We start from the raw sequence: 15,977 nt of genomic DNA, 5'->3' as shown, positions 1-15,977 counted from the left end.
GCCATGCAGATCAGCATGACCGTCAATGGCAGCGACGTCACGAGCGAGATTGAGCCCCGCGTGCTGCTGGTCCACTACATCCGCGAAGTCCTGGGCCTCACGGGTACGCACTGGGGCTGCGACACGAGCAACTGCGGGACGTGCGTGGTCCTGATGGACGGGCAGCCGGTCAAGTCCTGCACTGTCCTGGCCGCCATGGCCGCGGGGCACGACATCCGCACCGTCGAGGGACTGGCCACCGGCGGCACCCTCGACCCTGTCCAGCAGGGCTTCATGGAGGAGCACGGGCTGCAGTGCGGCTTCTGTACCCCCGGGATGATGCTCACCGCCCGTGCGCTGCTGGATAAGAATCCGCACCCCGACGACGCCGAGATCAGGCAGGCCATTTCCGGCCAGATCTGCCGGTGCACGGGTTACGCAACGATTGTCCGCTCGGTGCAGTGGGCCGCCGCCCATCCTGCCGGCAGCGGCCCGGACGATGCAGCGGCGGCAGAGGACGCCGCGGCAGAGGACACGGAGGTGAAGGCATGACCGTCATCCATGACCGGCCGTCAAACCCGGCCGCCGGCGACGCGGACCGCCCGATCGGCTATGGCCGCATCCAGCGGAAGGAAGATCCGCGCTTCGTGCGCGGCAAGGGCCACTACGTGGACGACATCGTGCTGCCCGGCATGCTGCACGGCGCCATCCTGCGGGCCCCGGTGGCGCACGCCCGGCTCGTGTCCATCGACACCACCAACGCCCTGGCCCATCCAAAGGTGGTGGCAGTCATTACGGGCAAGGACCTTCTGGGCCTGAAGCTGGCGTGGGCGCCGACGCTCTCCGCGGATGTCCAGGCCGTCCTGGTCACCGACAAGGTCCGGTTCCAGGGGCAGGAGGTCGCGTTCGTCGTGGCCGAGGACCGGTACGCCGCACGGGACGCCCTGGAGCTGATCGACGTCGAATACGATGTCCTTCCCCCGCTGGTGGATGCCCGCAAGGCGCTGGACCCGGACGCCCCGGTGATCCGGGACGAGATCGAGGGCCGGACGGACAACCGGATCTTCGACTGGGAGATGGGCGACAAAGCCGAAACCGATGCGGTGTTCGCGTCCGCCGACGTCGTGGTCAGCCAGGAGGTGGTGTACCCGCGGGTCCACCCTGCACCGATGGAGACCTGCGGCGCCGTCGCCGACTTCGACGCCGTCAACGGCAAACTGACCCTCTACGAAACCACCCAGGCCCCGCACGCCCACCGGACCCTGTTCGCGATTGTCGCCGGCATCCCCGAGCACAAGATCCGGATCGTCTCCCCCGATATCGGCGGCGGCTTCGGCAACAAGGTGGGCATCTACCCGGGTTACATCCTCGCCGTCGTGGGCTCGATCGTCTCCGGCCGCCCGGTCAAATGGGTGGAGGACCGCTCGGAGAACTTGATGTCGACCTCGTTCGCCCGGGACTACATCATGCAGGGCGAAATCGCGGCGACCAAGGACGGCAAGATCCTTGCCCTGCGCACCCACGTGCTGGCCGACCACGGAGCGTTCAACGCCACCGCCCAGCCCACGAAGAACCCGGCCGGCTTTTTCTCCATCTTCACCGGCAGCTACGACCTTCAGGCCGCCCACTGCTCCGTCACCGGCGTCTACACCAACAAGGCGCCCGGCGGGGTGGCGTATGCGTGCTCGTTCCGCGTCACCGAGGCCGTCTACCTGGTCGAGCGGATGGTCGACATCCTGGCCCGTAAGCTGGACATGGACCCGGCGGAGCTGCGGCTCAAGAATTTCATCAAGCCGGAGCAGTTCCCCTATGCCAACAAGACCGGCTGGGTCTACGACTCGGGCAACTACGAGGCCGCGATGCGGCTGTCGATGCAGCTGGCCGGGTATGTGGACCTCCGGCGCGAGCAGGCCGAAAAGCGCGAACGCGGGGAACTCATGGGCATCGGGGTCTCGTTCTTCACGGAGGTCGTGGGCGCCGGCCCCCGGAAGCACTTCGACATCGTGGGCCTTGGCATGGCCGACGGCGCCGAGCTGCGTGTCCACCCCACCGGCAAGGCCGTGGTGCGCCTCTCGGTGCAAAGCCAGGGTCAGGGCCACGAGACCACGTTCGCGCAGATCGTGGCCGAGGAGCTCGGCATCCCGCCGGAGGACATCGATGTGGTGCACGGGGACACGGACCAGACCCCGTTCGGTCTCGGCACCTACGGCAGCCGTTCGACGCCGGTCAGCGGCGGCGCCGTGGCCCTTGTCGCCCGGAAGGTGCGGGAGAAAGCCAGGCTGATCGCCGGGGCCATGCTCGAGACCCGCCCGGAGGACCTTGAGTGGGAAAAGGGCCGCTGGTTCGTCAAGGGCGACCCCAGCGCCGGGAAGACCATTGCCGAGATCGCCATGGGCGCCCACGGCACCGTGGCGCTGCCCGAGGGCGTGGACGGCAACCTCGATGCCGAGGTCACCTACGACCCGCCCAACCTCACCTTCCCGTTCGGAGCCTACATCTGCGTCGTCGACGTCGACCCCGGCACCGGACAGGTCAAGGTGCGGCGCTTCATCGCGGTGGATGACTGCGGCACGAGGATCAACCCGATGATCATCGAGGGCCAGGTGCATGGCGGACTGACGGACGGCGTCGGCATGGCCCTGATGGAGATCATCGAGTTCGACGAGGCCGGCAACTGCCTCGGCGGGTCTTTCATGGACTACCTGATTCCCACGGCCATGGAGGTACCGGACTGGGAGACCGGATTTACCGTCACGCCGTCCCCGCACCACCCGATCGGGGCCAAGGGCATCGGCGAGTCCGCCACTGTCGGCTCACCGCCGGCGATCGTCAACGCCGTCGTCGACGCCCTGGCGCCGTACGGCGTCACGCATATGGACATGCCCTGCACACCGGCCCGTGTCTGGGCTGCCATGCAGGGCCGGCCGAGGCCGCCGATCTGATGCCCACCGTCGCAGAGGCCCTGGCCGCCAGGGCGGAAGAACTCGCCGGCCGCCGTGAACCGTTCGTCCACGCCACGGTGGTCCGCGCCCAGCATCCCACGAGCGCCCACGCCGGGGACACGGCCTTGGTGCTGCCCTCCGGGGAGATCCAGGGCTTTGTGGGCGGAAACTGCGTCGAGGCCTCGGTGCGCGAGTACAGCCTGCAGGTTCTGGCCTCCCAGGAGCCGCTGTTGTTGCGGGTGCTGCCCGGAGAACCGTCCCGCACCGCCGAGGAAGGCGCCGTCGAGGTCTCCAACCCGTGCCTCAGCGGCGGCGCGATCGAGATTTTCCTCCAGCCGCGGATCCCGGCGCCCCGGGTCCTGGTGGTGGGCACGACGCCGGTGGCGCAGGCCCTCGCAACGCTCGGCTCCGGCGTCGGCCTGGACGTCGAACTCACGGACGGCGACTCCGCGGACCCGCGCCGCGATGACGCGGCACTGGTTGTCGCCTCGCACGGCAAGGCGGAGGAGGGTGCCTTGGAGGCGGCCCTGCGCGCGGGCGTCCCCTATGTGGCCCTCGTGGCCAGCGGGACACGCGGCGCCGCCGTGCTGGAGTCCCTCGACGTCGATGACGAGCTGCGACAGCGGGTTTACACGCCGGCCGGACTGCGGCTCGGTGCCCGGACGCCCGGAGAGATCGCTTTGTCAATCCTGGCCCAGCTGGTCGGGGAACGGTCCAAGGCGCGGCGCGCCGCCCCGCCCGTGGCCGGCACCGCCGCGGAGCCAGTGCCGGCCACCGCGGTGGATCCGGTATGTGGCATGTCCGTCCCGGCCGTCGAGTCCTCCCTGCATCTGGACTACAACGGGGTCAAGGTCTATTTCTGCTCGCCCGGTTGCAGGGCCGCCTTCCGCAAGGATCCGGAGCGCTATGCCCTCGCGACCTGAACCCCTGCGACAACCCCTGCGCCCGGGCGGTAGCCCCGGTTCCCGGACAGCAGGCATCATCCTCGCCGCGGGGGCCTCCCGCCGCCTTGGCCGGCCCAAGCAGCTCCTGCCCTACGGCTCAGGGGTTCTGCTGGATGCCGTCCTGGCGACCGTCCACAACTGCGCCTTCAGCCAGACGGTACTGGCCCTGGGCGCAGCTGCGGCCGAGGTGCAGCGTGCCGTCGACACCAGCGGCTGCGACGTGGTGCTCAATCCGGACTTCGGCGACGGGTGTGCGTCCTCGATCGCCGCCGCCTTGGCCGCCGTGCGCCCGGACACGGATGCCGTGGTCCTGTTGCTCGGTGATCAGCCCGGTGTCAGCGCCGCAAGCGTCCGGGCCGTGCTCGACGCCCTCCAGCCAGCAGGATCCGGGGCCGCTGCCGCCGCCGGCACTGCCGCGGGCACCGCGCAAACTGCCCAGGTTGCCCGGGCCGGCATCGCGGTGTGCCGCTACGACGACGGCGTGGGCCACCCGCTGGCATTTGCCCGTCGGCTGATCCCGGAGCTGGCCGCTCTCCACGGGGACAAAGCAGTCTGGAAGCTCCTCGAACAACGGGCTGATGACGTCGTCGAGGTCCGGACGCCGGGCCCCGTCCCCCTGGACGTGGACACCGAGGAGGACTATCGGCGGCTCCTCGATGGGCTGCAGGGGGTCAGATGACGACGGCGGCGCGGGCCGGCGCGGAAGAGGACGTGCGGCGCCGGGTCCCGGACGTCCCGTCACTGATGGCCGCACTGGACCGCAACAACTACCTTGCCGACGTCGGGCTGGCGACGGCGTTGTTCCTGGCCGTCCGCCTGCCGCAACCCATCCTGCTGGAGGGCGAGGCGGGAGTAGGGAAGACCGAGGCGGCGAAGGCCCTGGCCGAGCTCCTCGACACACCGCTGTACCGGCTGCAGTGCTATGAGGGTATCGACGCCGGTGAGGCGCTCTACGAATGGAACCACCAGCGCCAGCTACTCGGCATCCGGCTGGCCGAGGTACGCGATGCTGCCGTCACGGAAACCGACCTGTTCGCGCCCCAGTACCTGCTGCGGCGGCCGCTCCTGCAGGCGCTTGAGCATCCCGGGCCGCGGCCTGCCGTGCTGCTTCTGGACGAGATCGACCGCGCAGACGCCGAATTCGAGGCCTTCACCTTTGAGCTGCTGGCCGAGGCCGCGGTCACCATCCCTGAGCTGGGCACCATCCGCGCCACCCATCCCCCGATCGTGATCCTCACGTCCAACCGGACGCGCGACCTCCACGACGCACTCACCCGCCGCTGCCTGTACCACTGGATCGACTATCCCGGTCCCGCCCGGATCGCCGAAATCGTGCGCCGCCGGGTGCCGGCCAGCAGCGGCCCGCTGGCCCTCCAGGCAGCGGCCGTCATTACCCGGCTGCGTACCCTGGACCTGGCCAAGCCGCCCGGCATTTCCGAGGCAATCGACTGGGTCTCCGCCCTCGCCGTGCTGGGAGTTGAACACATCGACCCCGGGACCGCCGAGCAAACATGGGGATCCATCGTCAAGAACCGCGACGACCTCGAACTCGTCGGCTCCCGCGGGGCAGCTTGGCTTGTGGAGGGCACCGATGGCTGACGAGACCCGGGCCGCGGGGCCGCAGCCGCCGCGCGTCGAGGCAGCCGCCTTGTCCGCCGCGTTTGTCACGGCCATCCGCAGGGCCGGCCTGACCACGTCGCCGGACCGGGCCGCCCGGCTTGCCGAGGCGCTCCACCTGATTCCGCCGGCCGGGCTTGACCAGCTGTACTGGACCTGCCGTGTGGTGCTCGTGTCCGCGCGCGAGCAACTGCCCCTGTTCGATGCCGTCTTCGCAGCCGTCTTCCGCGGGTTCGCCGCCCCGGCCCGCCCCGGGAGCCCGGCCGGCCCGGCAGTGCCGCCGCCCGGGCCTGATACCCGGACCCGCCCCGCAGCGCCGGACGCCCGGGCCCGTGGCACCGCACCTGCCAGCACCCCCGGCACGCACCGGCAGCCGCACGTGGCCTCCCCGGGCCGGGACAGCACCACCGAGCCCGGCCGCGCCGGGCAGGAGGCCGTCCTGGCCATGGCGTCCGCGGACGAACACCTGCACGAAACATCCTTCGCCGAACTCTCGCCCGAGGAAGTCGCGCAGGTGCGTCGGCTGGCAGCGGCGCTGCTGTTGGCCACACCGCTCCGCCTAAGCCGGCGTACACGAGCCTCGGCGCACAGCACCGCGCGGCTGGACGTGCGGGCGACGGTCCGCGCCGCAAGGCGGTCCGGTTCGGACGCTCCACGGCTGCTGTATGCCCGCCGTCGCAAGCAGCGCCGCAAACTGGTGCTGCTGTGCGATGTTTCCGGCTCGATGGAACCCTACGCCCGCATCTTCGTGTCCCTCCTGCAGGGGGCGGTGGCCGGCGCCGGGGCCGAGGCCTTCGTTTTCTCCACGCGGCTGACCAGGCTGACGCGGCAGCTCGCCCTGAGGGATCCCGACGAGGCACTGGCCCGGGCCGCTGCCTCCGCGCCGGACTGGGCCGGCGGAACCCGGATCGCGGAAAGCCTCCGGCGCTTTGTCGACGAGCATGGCCGCCGCGGACTGGCGCGGGGCGCGGTGGTGGTGATCTTTTCTGACGGCTGGGCCGACGAGGATCCGGAGCAGGTGGCGGCCCAGATGGCCCGCCTGCGCAGGCTCGCCTACAGGATCATCTGGGTGAATCCCCGCAAGGCGGCGCCGCAGTACGAGCCCCTCGTGGGCGGCATGGCGGCGGCACTACCCTACTGCGACGCCTTCGTCAGCGGTCACAGCTACAGGGCTTTGGCAGAGGTGGCGGCCGCAATTCGCGGCAACGGCCAGGTTTCGGATCAGCGGTACATACGAACGAGAGGCAAGGGACCAGCTTATGCAGATTGACAGCACGTTCTCAGTAGTCGCACCGATAGACCGGGTGTGGGACACGCTCATGGACTTTGAGCGGGTGGCGGGATGCCTTCCCGGAGCCAAAATACTGAACAAACTTTCCGAGGACGCTTACCAGGTGGGCATGACGGTAAAGCTCGGCCCGGTAACCATGCAGTACAAGGGCTTGCTGAACGTCATCGAACGCAATGCGGCAGAACACCGCGCCGTCCTCGGCGGCAAGGCCCAGGAGACCCGCGGACAGGGCACCGCTGAGGCGACCGTGACCCTGGTACTGGCCGAAGCCGGCATGGCCACACGGGGGTCCGTCAGCGCGGATCTCGCGCTGTCCGGAAAGGCCGCTGCCATGGGCAAGGGCGTGATCGGCAGCGTCACGGAACAAATGATGGCCCTCTTTGCCGACAACCTGCAGGCCATGCTGGCAGAAGGAGCTCCAGCCGCCCCGGTAGCTGTGCCGGAACCGGTCCCCGCGTCGGCTGCGGTTTCTGCTCCCGGTTCTGCTGTAGGTTCCGCTGCAGGCCCGACGGAGGCGGCGGCACCTTCGCTGCCCGCCGGGCCCGCGAAAGCCGGAGCCGCCGGCGCCGGTTCCGCCGGCGCGGGTTCCGCCGGCGCGGGGCGGCAGGCCGCACCGGCCGGCAGCCTGGATGCCCTGAGCCTTGCCAAGGGCATCGCGGCGGACCAGCTGTCCAACCCGGCGAAGGTCCTCGGCGTCGTCGCCGTGGTGGCGTGCATCGCCTACTGGGCCGGCCGGCGTTCGGCGTTCCGGTTGCTCCGCCTGTGCGGAAGGCTCTGAGGAGCGCCGATGCGCGATGTCCTCGCGGCCATGTTGCCGGACTGGCGGAGAGGCGCCACGGCGGGCCTGGCCACTGTCGTGAGCACCTTCAAATCCGCGCCCAGACTCCCCGGAGCGGCCATGCTGGTGACGGCCGACGGCGAGGCCGTGGGCTCCGTCTCCGGCGGCTGCGTTGAGGGTGCCGTCTACGAGCTGGCCAGCCAGGTCAAGGACGAGGGCGGGCCCGCCCTGGTGCGCTACGGGATCAGCGACGACGACGCCTACGCGGTGGGCCTGACCTGCGGGGGGATCATCGACATCTTCGTCGAACCTGTCTCACGGCAGCACTTTGCCGAGCTCGACGACGTCGCTCAGGACATCGCCGCAGGGCGGCGGGTGGGCGTCGCCACGGTCATCGAACACCCTGATGCCAGCCGGGTGGGGCGGCACCTCATCGTCAGGCCGGAAGGGTTTGAGGGCGACCTGGGTTCGGAGCGGACGAATCACGCGGTGGGCGATGACACCCAGGGCCTCCTCGCAGCCGGGCGGACGGGAATCCTCACCTACGGTGTCGACGGCGAGCGGCTCGACACTGGCATGCGCGTCTTCTTCGCCAGCTATGCTCCGCCGCCGCGAATGATCGTCTTCGGCGCCATCGACTTCGCCGCGGCACTGGCACGGCTCGGCGCCTTCCTTGGGTACCGGGTGACCGTCTGCGATGCACGCCCTGTCTTCGCCACGCCCGCGAGATTCCCCGATGCCGCCGAGGTCATCAACGCGTGGCCGCACCGCTATCTGAGCGACCAGTTTGCCCAAGGACTGCTGGATGCCAGGACCGTGCTGTGCGTCCTGACCCACGATCCGAAGTTCGATATCCCCGTCCTTGAGGTTGCACTGCGCGGCGGCCCGGTGGCCTTTATCGGCGCAATGGGATCCAGGCGCACGCACGAGGACAGAATGGCACGGCTGCGTGAGGCGGGGCTGAGCGAGGCCGAGCTGTCCAGGCTCCACAGCCCCGTGGGCCTCGATCTGGGCGCCCGCACCCCCGAGGAAACGGCCGTATCCATCGCCGCAGAGTTCATCGCCCAGCAGTGGAGCGGCAGCGCGAACCCCTTGCGGGAACTCGGCGAGCGGATCCACCACGACGAGCAGCTGTGACAGAACTGCCATGACAGTGCAGCCATGATGGCGAACGAGGCCCTGCGCTGGATAGTGGCGGTGCTGCTGCTGGCGGCAACGCTGTACGCGGCGTTCCGTGCCGTGACGGTCCCCGGCCCGGCGGCCCGGACCAGCTCGGTGCTGCAGGCCCTCATGACGGCGGCGATGGCTCTCATGCTTGTGCCGGGGAGCCAGTGGCCCCTCCTGCCGCAAGTGCTCCTGTTTGCCGTCGGGGCCTGGTGGTTCATGCTCCAGGCCGTTTCCCGCCGCGTGCGTGCCAGGGACGATAAGTCAACGGTGGGACGCGTGAAACTTATTTACCATGCCGCGGCCATGGCATCGATGGTATTCATGCTTGCCGCAGCGGGTTTCTGGCCGGTCCCTCCGTCCGGAGCGATTCCATCAGCGCTGGATCGCCCGGTCCCGGCACCCCACCACGGCGCCTCGGCAGCCGCTGCGCTGGCGGCACCGGCCCACGGGTGGAGCGTTCAGCCGGCCCTGGTGCCGGCTGTGGCTTCCGCGCTGGCCGTGGTCTTTGGCCTGGCCAGTGTGCTGTGGGCCCTCCGGCTGATCCTGCAAGTCCGGGCGGGATCCAGCGGCCGGTTTGTGCCTGCCGCGTTCCGATCACACCCCGGGGGTCTGCGGGGGCGCCGTGCTGCCGCCTTCCGGGACGTTGCCGACACCGCGGTAGAGGTCGTGGGGGCCGCCGCCCTGGCCCTCATGTTCGCCGCCTGGGCCGTCTGAGCCCCTGTTGACCAGCGCGCCGGATCGCCGCTAGAGTCCGGCGACGGCCACCGCGGGGGTCAACAGTGCACGGTACCGGGCAGCGTGGCGCTCGAGTTCGTCGGCGTCCACCCGCGGGGCCGCGTGCAGGACGAGCGGCTCCGCCATGTCCAGTCCGCACAGGTGCGCGGTGGCGTCTAGGGGGCGCAGGAGTTCGTCCATGGTGAAGCGGTTGTGGCCCCCGGGAGCGTAGGAGGATTCCGGCCCTCCGGTCGACAGGACCAGCTGGAGCCGCTTTCCATGCAGCGCGTCGCCTCCCGCTCCATAAGCGAAGCCGTACGTGAGCACCCGGTCCATCCACTCTTTCAGGATCCCTGGCACAGAGTACCAGTGCCACGGGAACTGCCAGACGATCGTGTCGTGCCCGCGCAGCAACTCCTGCTCCCGGACGGCATCGATCCGGCGGTCCGGGTAAGCGGCGGAGAGGTCGTGGACAGTGACGCGTTCCATGTCCCTGATGGCGGTGGTGAGGTGTGCGGTGATCCGGGACGCTGCCAGATCAGGGTGGGCAACGAGGACGAGGGTGCGGGGTGGAGTCATGGAAGGTTTGTGCTTCTTTCTGAATCGGATTCGAGGCCGACCAGAGCCGCGCTGACCTGCCAAAGACGGTCAGCATCGGCCTGGCTGTAACTGCGTTTTGATGATTTCTTGGGTGTGCTGTCGGCGAAGTACTGTCCCGTGACGTTTTCAAGTTCGGGCGCCGAGGCGAGATGGATGGATGTCTGGGCACCTTGCTCCGGAGTTTTCATCCACCGCTGGACGAGCGGCGTCAGGAACCCCTGCAGCGGGCCCGGATCCTCGGCTCCGAACGCCGTTGCCACCACGCCGGGGTGCAGCGCGTTGGCGGTGACTCGGGTGCCGTGGAGCCGGGCGGCAAGTGCGTAAGTGAACAGGACGTTGGCCAGTTTCGATTGGTTGTAGGCCCGCTGCCCTGAATAGGAGCGTTCGGCCTGCAAATCCGTGAAGTCCATGCGCCCCATGGACTGGGCGCCCGACGAGACCGTCACGACACGGGCCGGTCCGCTCCCGTTCAACCGCTCCAGGAGAAGGTTGGTGAGCAGGAACGGCGCGAGGTGGTTAAGGGCAAAGGTGTACTCGAGTCCGTCAACGGTGACCCGGCGGGTGTTCCAGAAACCGCCGACGTTATTGGCCAGTACGTCGAGGCGGTCCAGGCTTTGCAGCACATCGGCGGCCAGGCGGCGGACCTCCTGCTGGGAGGAGAGGTCTGCGAGGAAGACCTCGACAGGTGCCGAGGCCACAGCGCGGATCTCCGCCGCTGCCCGGGCAGCGCGGTCAGCATCACGTCCTGTGATGGCTACCCGCGCACCCCGCGCGGCCAGACCCAGAGCCGTGGCCTTGCCGATCCCGCCGGTGCCGCCAGTGATCAGTACCGTCTTTCCGGCCAGTGGCTGCATGTGGGCCTCGCTCTCAGAATTGGTTCGCCGGATACATGCGTCAGTGGGTGCAAGCGTCCACACTGTGAACGAAGCTACCAGACAGAACTGTCTGTACACAAGCAGCGGTCCGGCACGCGCCAATCCATGTTCGCGGCGCCCAGGGCGCTAACAGGAAGTGCCGGCGGATGCTCCCGCTCACGTCGACCCCGGGACTCGTCAGCGGCCCGGATCGAGAGTCGAATTGTCGGGGAAAGCCGGCGGGTGCTCGATTCACTGGACGGATGAGTCCTACACTATAAGCCACGCTGGGACGCAATCCTTCCGGGGGAAGCAGGACGGTATGGCACCCACACAGCATGGATATTTCCTGAAGGGCCCGGAAGTCCAAGGTCTTCTGCGCCCCCGCCTGATCCCGTGCGTTGAGGGCACCCCAAGCGCGAGGCTAGGACTCGTGATCGCACCGCCCGGAACGGGTAAAACGACTCTCCTGGCGCAATGGGCGGCGCACCGGTCCTCCACGGTGGCGTGGTTCCGGTCGAGCCCGCGTGACGCGCAACCGGGCCGGATGCTCACCCGATTCGCCGCCGCCCTCGCCCTGGCTGCAGACGAGGCGTCGCCCCGGTCATTCGCCGAAATGGAACTCATGGCCGGCCGGCTTGATAAGCCGCTCGTCTTCGTCGTGGATGACCTGCATGCGCTTGCCCATACCTGCGCGGAGTCGGAACTTGAGCGGCTGCTCGCCCTGAACTCACCGCAGGTTCACTTCCTCGTGGGCAGCCGCCGCCCGCCACCGTTCAATCTTGCCAGATCCGAGCTCCCCGCCGCTGTGACAGTTTCCGGTGATGACCTGCGCTTTCGCGCCACTGAAGTGGACCAGCTTTTCCGACATATGTACAAACAGCCCCTGAGCCCGGCGGGGACGCTGAACCTGGCGCTGAGGACAGATGGCTGGGCCGCGGCGCTGCACCTCTTTCATCTGGCAACGAAGAACCGTTCCGAGGTGGAACGCAGGCGCGCGGCCGAGTCGCTCGGCCCGGCGCCGCAGTACGTCACGAGCTACCTGACACACCATTTCCTCGCCGGTGTGTCAGAGGACATGGAACTGCTGCTTCGCCACAACTGCCTGTTCGACGTGCTCACTCCGTCCCGCTGCGATGCGCTCCTTGAGCGCCGTGACAGCCGTCAACTGCTGGAGCGCCTTGAACAGATCGGTGTCGTTTCGAGCGAGGATGGCGGGGCAACGGTGCGGGCACCTGAGGTGCTTCGGCAATATTTCGTTGCGGCGCTAATCGAGGCGGAGCGCGGCCTGCCGCACGGCACACGTGAGCGCACGGCGATGATCCTGGAACAGGAGGGAGCCTTCGGCCCGGCACTGCAGGTCCTGGCAGAAGGCCAGGAGTGGGAGAAGGTGCGCGGCCTTCTGCACAGGGCGCGGAACGCAGCCATCCAGCCTGGTGCGTGCGCATGGGCCGCCCTTCTTCCACGGCCGGCCGTGCATGATGATGCCGCGTTTGCGTTGGCCTCGTCACGGCAGCTCGTCGACGACGGCTGTGTGGCAGCCGCCTACAGAACCGCCGCGCAGGTCCCCGCCCTAACCAGCGATCCCGAGTGGCTTGCACTGGCCCGGAACCTTCAGCTGACGGCCGCCTTGTGGGCCGGCGGCGCGCCCGCCAACGGCCCCGGCCCGGCACACGGCTTGCGGGACGCGACCCGGGGCAATCCTGGCGGCGTGGCCCGATCCATGGGCGATCCCCGCCGGCCTCAGGAATTTCTGGCCAAGGGGCTGGCCTACCTTCTGGCCGGAGATCAATGCTCCTCCCTCCCGCCGCTGCGGCGGTGTGCCGGACTGCTCGACGACGACCCGGGCGCCGCGCTCGCCGCACAGCTTGCGCTGGCAGTATTTGGGCCGGAATCGGCTGATTCGGGCCCTGGCGGACCTGCCGCCGAACTGGACGCCGTCCAACGGCAGGCAGAACGCCGCGGTTTCACGTGGCTGGCCCGCGTGGCGCAGGGTGTCCAGGCCGGCCTGGCGGGATCTTCCAGTTCCCAGGACGCCGTCCGGACGATCATTGACAGCTGCGAGCGGCGGGGCGATGACTGGGGTGCGGCGTTAGTGGCCGCTTCCGCAGCCCTGATGCAGTGGCGCGCGGGACACCCGGATATCCCGGCGTTCGATGCGCTGGCCGGACGATTCCGGCGTCTCGATGCCGGGGCACTGGAAGCCTGGGCGCAGTCGGCGCAGGCCCTCGTCAGTGCCACGATGGACCTGCCGGCTGCCACGGAGGAGTCGCGTTCCGCGGAGGCGTTCGCGCGGGCGGCGGGTGTTCCCGGCGCCCTGGCGGTCGCCTACGCGGCCGTGGCGGTGCAGTGGCCGGAGCACTATGGCGAACTGATGAATGTGGCACGCGAGACCGGCATGTCGGCCGGATTGGTATGCCGCCCCTGGACGTGGATGTTGCCGGCACCGCCGGCGCTCGCGGCCCGGTGCGCCCTGCCCCGTCCTGAGCCGGCGGCCCGCCGCGCGGACCGGTACGTCGGCGCTCCGGTAGTTGAGGTAGCCGACTGCTCGGCCCTGCCAGCCCTACAGATAGGCTGTTTCGGCGGATTTGCGCTCCTCAGTGACGGAGCTGGCGTGAACCTGTCCAGAGTGCGGCCCCAGGCACGGACCGTGCTGCGGATTCTTTCACTGAATGCCGGCCGCCCGATTCACCGCGAACGGCTTGCGGGGATCCTGTGGCCAGACCTGGACACAGCCTCGGCGCTTCATGCGTTGCAGGTGAGTGTGTCCAGTTTGCGGGGAGCTCTCCAGCCTGAGGGACAAGCCGACGGCCAGCAGCTCCTCGTTCGGCAGGGCGAGGCCTATGCCCTGGTACTCGGCAAGGGATCAGTGTTCGACCTCGCGGATTTCGACCGGACAATCCATGATGCATCACTGGCACGGTCAGCGGGAGACAACGCCACCGCCGCCGAAGAGCTCCGCCGCGCCGTCCAGCTGTACACCGGCGAGGTGCTTCCGGAAGATGGCCCCGCGGAGTGGGTGAGCGCCACCCGCGAACGGTACCGCCTGCGTGCCGCCGAAGCTGCGGCGTCGCTGGCGGGTCTGGAGCTCCATCTGGGCAATCCAGACGATGCCGCCGCGGCAGCCACCAGGAGTGTTGAAATTGATCCTTGGCGGGACGAATCATGGCGAACCTTGGTCGAGACCTTCCGGCGGCTCGGGGATCCCGCCGCAGCGGAACGCGCGCAGAGGAGATACGACCTCATTCTGAATTCCCTGGGTGTGCCAGCGGCATCTGCACTTTCGGGCACGGAGGTCACCGCCGGCCAGCGAACTGGACGTCCGCGACGGACACGTGTCCCCCCTCCGGACCGGCCGATTCCAGGATCCTAAGCTTCACGGCGGAAGTCTGGTCCGCTCCAAAGTAGAAACTCTGGGGACCGGACACGCTGTCGCTCAGTTCCACAGTGAGGGAGGCTTGGGCTCCGTCGCTCCGGATGGCGACGATCTCGACCTTGACCGGCCTCCGTTCCTTGGCGGGGTCTTGATCCGACCCGGACGCAACGGAAGTGATGACCACGTACGTCAAGCGGAACGGGACGCCGAAACCGGCCTCAAGGTAGTCAACACCGCCGTTGGCGGGGCCCTCGGACGCCCATGAGCGAACAGACCCGTCGAATGCCCGTTCCGCACCGCGTCCGCGCTCGGCGCTCGACGCCTGTGGGTTCTGGACAGAAATCGGTTTCTCCCAGATTTCGTCCACGACGCGCGTCACGGACGCGGCGATCACGTCCCGGCCAACGTAGGCGACGCCACAAAATAGTCCCAATACCGTGAGGAACGACACGGTCCCCGCGGGAAAGTGCCTCTGCTTCCGCCATCTGGGCCGGGTTCCTGCCGGCAGCGCAGGATGCTTCGTGCGGCTCAGGATCTGCCGCCACCATGGCGGAACGGGCGGTGCAGGAGCTGCTTCCTTCAGGCTCGCCCCGCATTGTCGACAGAAGTTCACTTCCGGCTTGTTCCCCGCCCCGCACCGGCGACAGATGAGTCCGCCCGGAAACTGCGGCGGTTCGTCCTGCGGTGCGTGCGGCATGGTCCTGTGTTGAACGCGGTCTCCCTCCCTCCCGGGTTGGCGCTCTTCCGGTCCGGCGCCGCGGGTCGCGGCGTCCCGCGTCGCCGTGACTCCGATGCTCCCGGGAGCAGTCACACGGGCGTTGCCCGCCGCGTGCGCCCCCGACGTCGCTCCGTCGGACGGGAGGTCCTGCAGGTCGCGGGTCGCAGTGACCGGTGTTCCAGCACCCGGTGATCCAGCACCCGATGATCCGGCGTGCCGGGCATCCGACGGCCCGGGAACTATCGGAAGCTGCGCCGTCGTCACGTCTGGACCTGAGCTGGTGCTCGGGCCTGTCCGGACCGGGCGTTCTTCTTCTGCCTCGGGGGGCGTCCGCTGCCAGACAAGGTAGGCTCCACAATTGCTGCAGAATCGCTCGCCGTCGTTGTTGCGGGCGCTGCAGTCTCCACAGATCAGCACCGTGGGCTCCTCAGGAATCGTGTGCGTCGGGGGCAACCACGGGCACGATCTCCAAGGTATGGGGAACATGCGCGGGCTTCACGGCATTGACAATGCCCTCAAGGCGCCGGATGTTCACGTCCTCCCGGGCAGCAGCGTAAACCCGTATGTGCAGCATCGCAGCGGACCGGCCCGGCAATGCCGCGCCCGGCGTCGAGGACCAGGTGGTGCCGCCGTTATCTTCAACTTCGACGCCCACCACACCTCCGACGGCGAGCCTGACTGCGTCGGCGACCCCTGCAACGGTGCCCCGTCGCCGGTGGATTGCTGCCGCGTGCGCCACCACGTCGCGGCGCCGTGCCGTGGACCATGACTCGTCCAGGCGTACCCCCACCCAATCGGCCAGCCAATTCAGGAAGTCTTCGGGAGCCAGGCTGGGATTGAGGTAGGAGTCGAGGCCGTCCAGAGTGGTAAATACCGGCGCTAGGGCGTCGTCGAAGGCGAGCAGGAACCGCTGCAGGAAGGCGTCTTCCTGCAGCACGGCCGGCAGGCCGGCGGCCAGCGGCACCGCGCTGGGCAGCCCCTCCACCATGCCCCGCAT

The 15,977-nt window shown here is 68.9% G+C and carries 14 protein-coding genes; 10 read left to right on the top strand and 4 right to left on the bottom strand.

What is annotated here, in order from left to right:
* Positions 1 to 3 precede the first annotated feature (3 nt).
* From LDO15_RS10740 to LDO15_RS10700, 9 genes are read left to right on the top strand one after another with little or no spacing between them, the layout of a single operon-like run.
* Positions 4 to 531 carry a (2Fe-2S)-binding protein gene (locus tag LDO15_RS10740; RefSeq protein WP_223986908.1) on the top strand — a complete coding sequence of 176 codons (528 nt, stop codon included), beginning with the start codon at positions 4 to 6 and terminating at the stop codon, positions 529 to 531.
* Positions 528 to 2,921 carry an aerobic carbon-monoxide dehydrogenase large subunit gene (locus tag LDO15_RS10735; protein WP_223986906.1) on the top strand — a complete coding sequence of 798 codons (2,394 nt, stop codon included), beginning with the start codon at positions 528 to 530 and terminating at the stop codon, positions 2,919 to 2,921. Before LDO15_RS10740 ends, LDO15_RS10735 begins: the two co-directional genes overlap by 4 nt.
* Positions 2,921 to 3,844 carry an XdhC family protein gene (locus tag LDO15_RS10730; protein ID WP_223986904.1) on the top strand — a complete coding sequence of 308 codons (924 nt, stop codon included), beginning with the start codon at positions 2,921 to 2,923 and terminating at the stop codon, positions 3,842 to 3,844. The genes LDO15_RS10735 and LDO15_RS10730 overlap by 1 nt, the downstream gene beginning before the upstream one ends.
* Positions 3,828 to 4,544: a nucleotidyltransferase family protein gene (locus LDO15_RS10725; protein ID WP_223986901.1), complete on the top strand. Its 717-nt coding sequence runs from the start codon at positions 3,828 to 3,830 to the stop codon at positions 4,542 to 4,544. Before LDO15_RS10730 ends, LDO15_RS10725 begins: the two co-directional genes overlap by 17 nt.
* Positions 4,541 to 5,464 (top strand): MoxR family ATPase, encoded by a 924-nt coding sequence (locus tag LDO15_RS10720; RefSeq protein WP_223986899.1) that lies wholly within the window; start codon positions 4,541 to 4,543, stop codon positions 5,462 to 5,464. Before LDO15_RS10725 ends, LDO15_RS10720 begins: the two co-directional genes overlap by 4 nt.
* Complete coding sequence (locus LDO15_RS10715) at positions 5,457 to 6,752, top strand: VWA domain-containing protein (RefSeq protein ID WP_223986897.1); 1,296 nt, start codon at positions 5,457 to 5,459, stop codon at positions 6,750 to 6,752. Before LDO15_RS10720 ends, LDO15_RS10715 begins: the two co-directional genes overlap by 8 nt.
* Positions 6,742 to 7,551: an SRPBCC family protein gene (locus LDO15_RS10710; RefSeq protein ID WP_223986895.1), complete on the top strand. Its 810-nt coding sequence runs from the start codon at positions 6,742 to 6,744 to the stop codon at positions 7,549 to 7,551. Before LDO15_RS10715 ends, LDO15_RS10710 begins: the two co-directional genes overlap by 11 nt.
* A 9-nt stretch (positions 7,552 to 7,560) precedes the next feature.
* Positions 7,561 to 8,688 carry an XdhC/CoxI family protein gene (locus LDO15_RS10705; RefSeq protein WP_223986893.1) on the top strand — a complete coding sequence of 376 codons (1,128 nt, stop codon included), beginning with the start codon at positions 7,561 to 7,563 and terminating at the stop codon, positions 8,686 to 8,688.
* Positions 8,689 to 8,712: 24 nt separating this feature from the next.
* Positions 8,713 to 9,432: a DUF5134 domain-containing protein gene (locus LDO15_RS10700; RefSeq protein WP_223986891.1), complete on the top strand. Its 720-nt coding sequence runs from the start codon at positions 8,713 to 8,715 to the stop codon at positions 9,430 to 9,432.
* Positions 9,433 to 9,462: 30 nt separating this feature from the next.
* Here the strand turns inward: LDO15_RS10700 and LDO15_RS10695 are convergent, their stop codons facing one another.
* Both LDO15_RS10695 and LDO15_RS10690 read right to left on the bottom strand, forming a co-directional pair.
* Positions 9,463 to 10,011: an NAD(P)H-dependent oxidoreductase gene (locus LDO15_RS10695; protein WP_223986889.1), complete on the bottom strand. Its 549-nt coding sequence runs from the start codon at positions 10,009 to 10,011 to the stop codon at positions 9,463 to 9,465.
* A complete protein-coding gene (locus LDO15_RS10690; RefSeq protein ID WP_223986887.1) occupies positions 10,008 to 10,886 on the bottom strand; it encodes an SDR family NAD(P)-dependent oxidoreductase in 879 nt (292 codons plus the stop codon). The genes LDO15_RS10695 and LDO15_RS10690 overlap by 4 nt, the downstream gene beginning before the upstream one ends.
* Positions 10,887 to 11,319: 433 nt before the next feature.
* On the opposite strand from LDO15_RS10690, the gene LDO15_RS10685 reads away from it, so the two are divergent.
* Positions 11,320 to 14,259 carry a BTAD domain-containing putative transcriptional regulator gene (locus LDO15_RS10685; protein WP_223986884.1) on the top strand — a complete coding sequence of 980 codons (2,940 nt, stop codon included), beginning with the start codon at positions 11,320 to 11,322 and terminating at the stop codon, positions 14,257 to 14,259.
* Here the strand turns inward: LDO15_RS10685 and LDO15_RS10680 are convergent.
* Positions 14,183 to 14,713: a hypothetical protein gene (locus LDO15_RS10680; protein WP_223987716.1), complete on the bottom strand. Its 531-nt coding sequence runs from the start codon at positions 14,711 to 14,713 to the stop codon at positions 14,183 to 14,185. The genes LDO15_RS10685 and LDO15_RS10680 overlap by 77 nt on opposite strands.
* Before the next feature lie 694 nt (positions 14,714 to 15,407).
* Positions 15,408 to 15,977: a phage tail protein I gene (locus LDO15_RS10670; RefSeq protein ID WP_223986881.1), complete on the bottom strand. Its 570-nt coding sequence runs from the start codon at positions 15,975 to 15,977 to the stop codon at positions 15,408 to 15,410.

The sequence above is a fragment of the Arthrobacter sp. NicSoilB8 genome (assembly GCF_019977355.1).
GTDB lineage: Bacteria > Actinomycetota > Actinomycetes > Actinomycetales > Micrococcaceae > Arthrobacter.
Note: the sequence above shows the minus strand (reverse complement) of the source record. Positions and strands in the feature narration are given on the sequence as shown.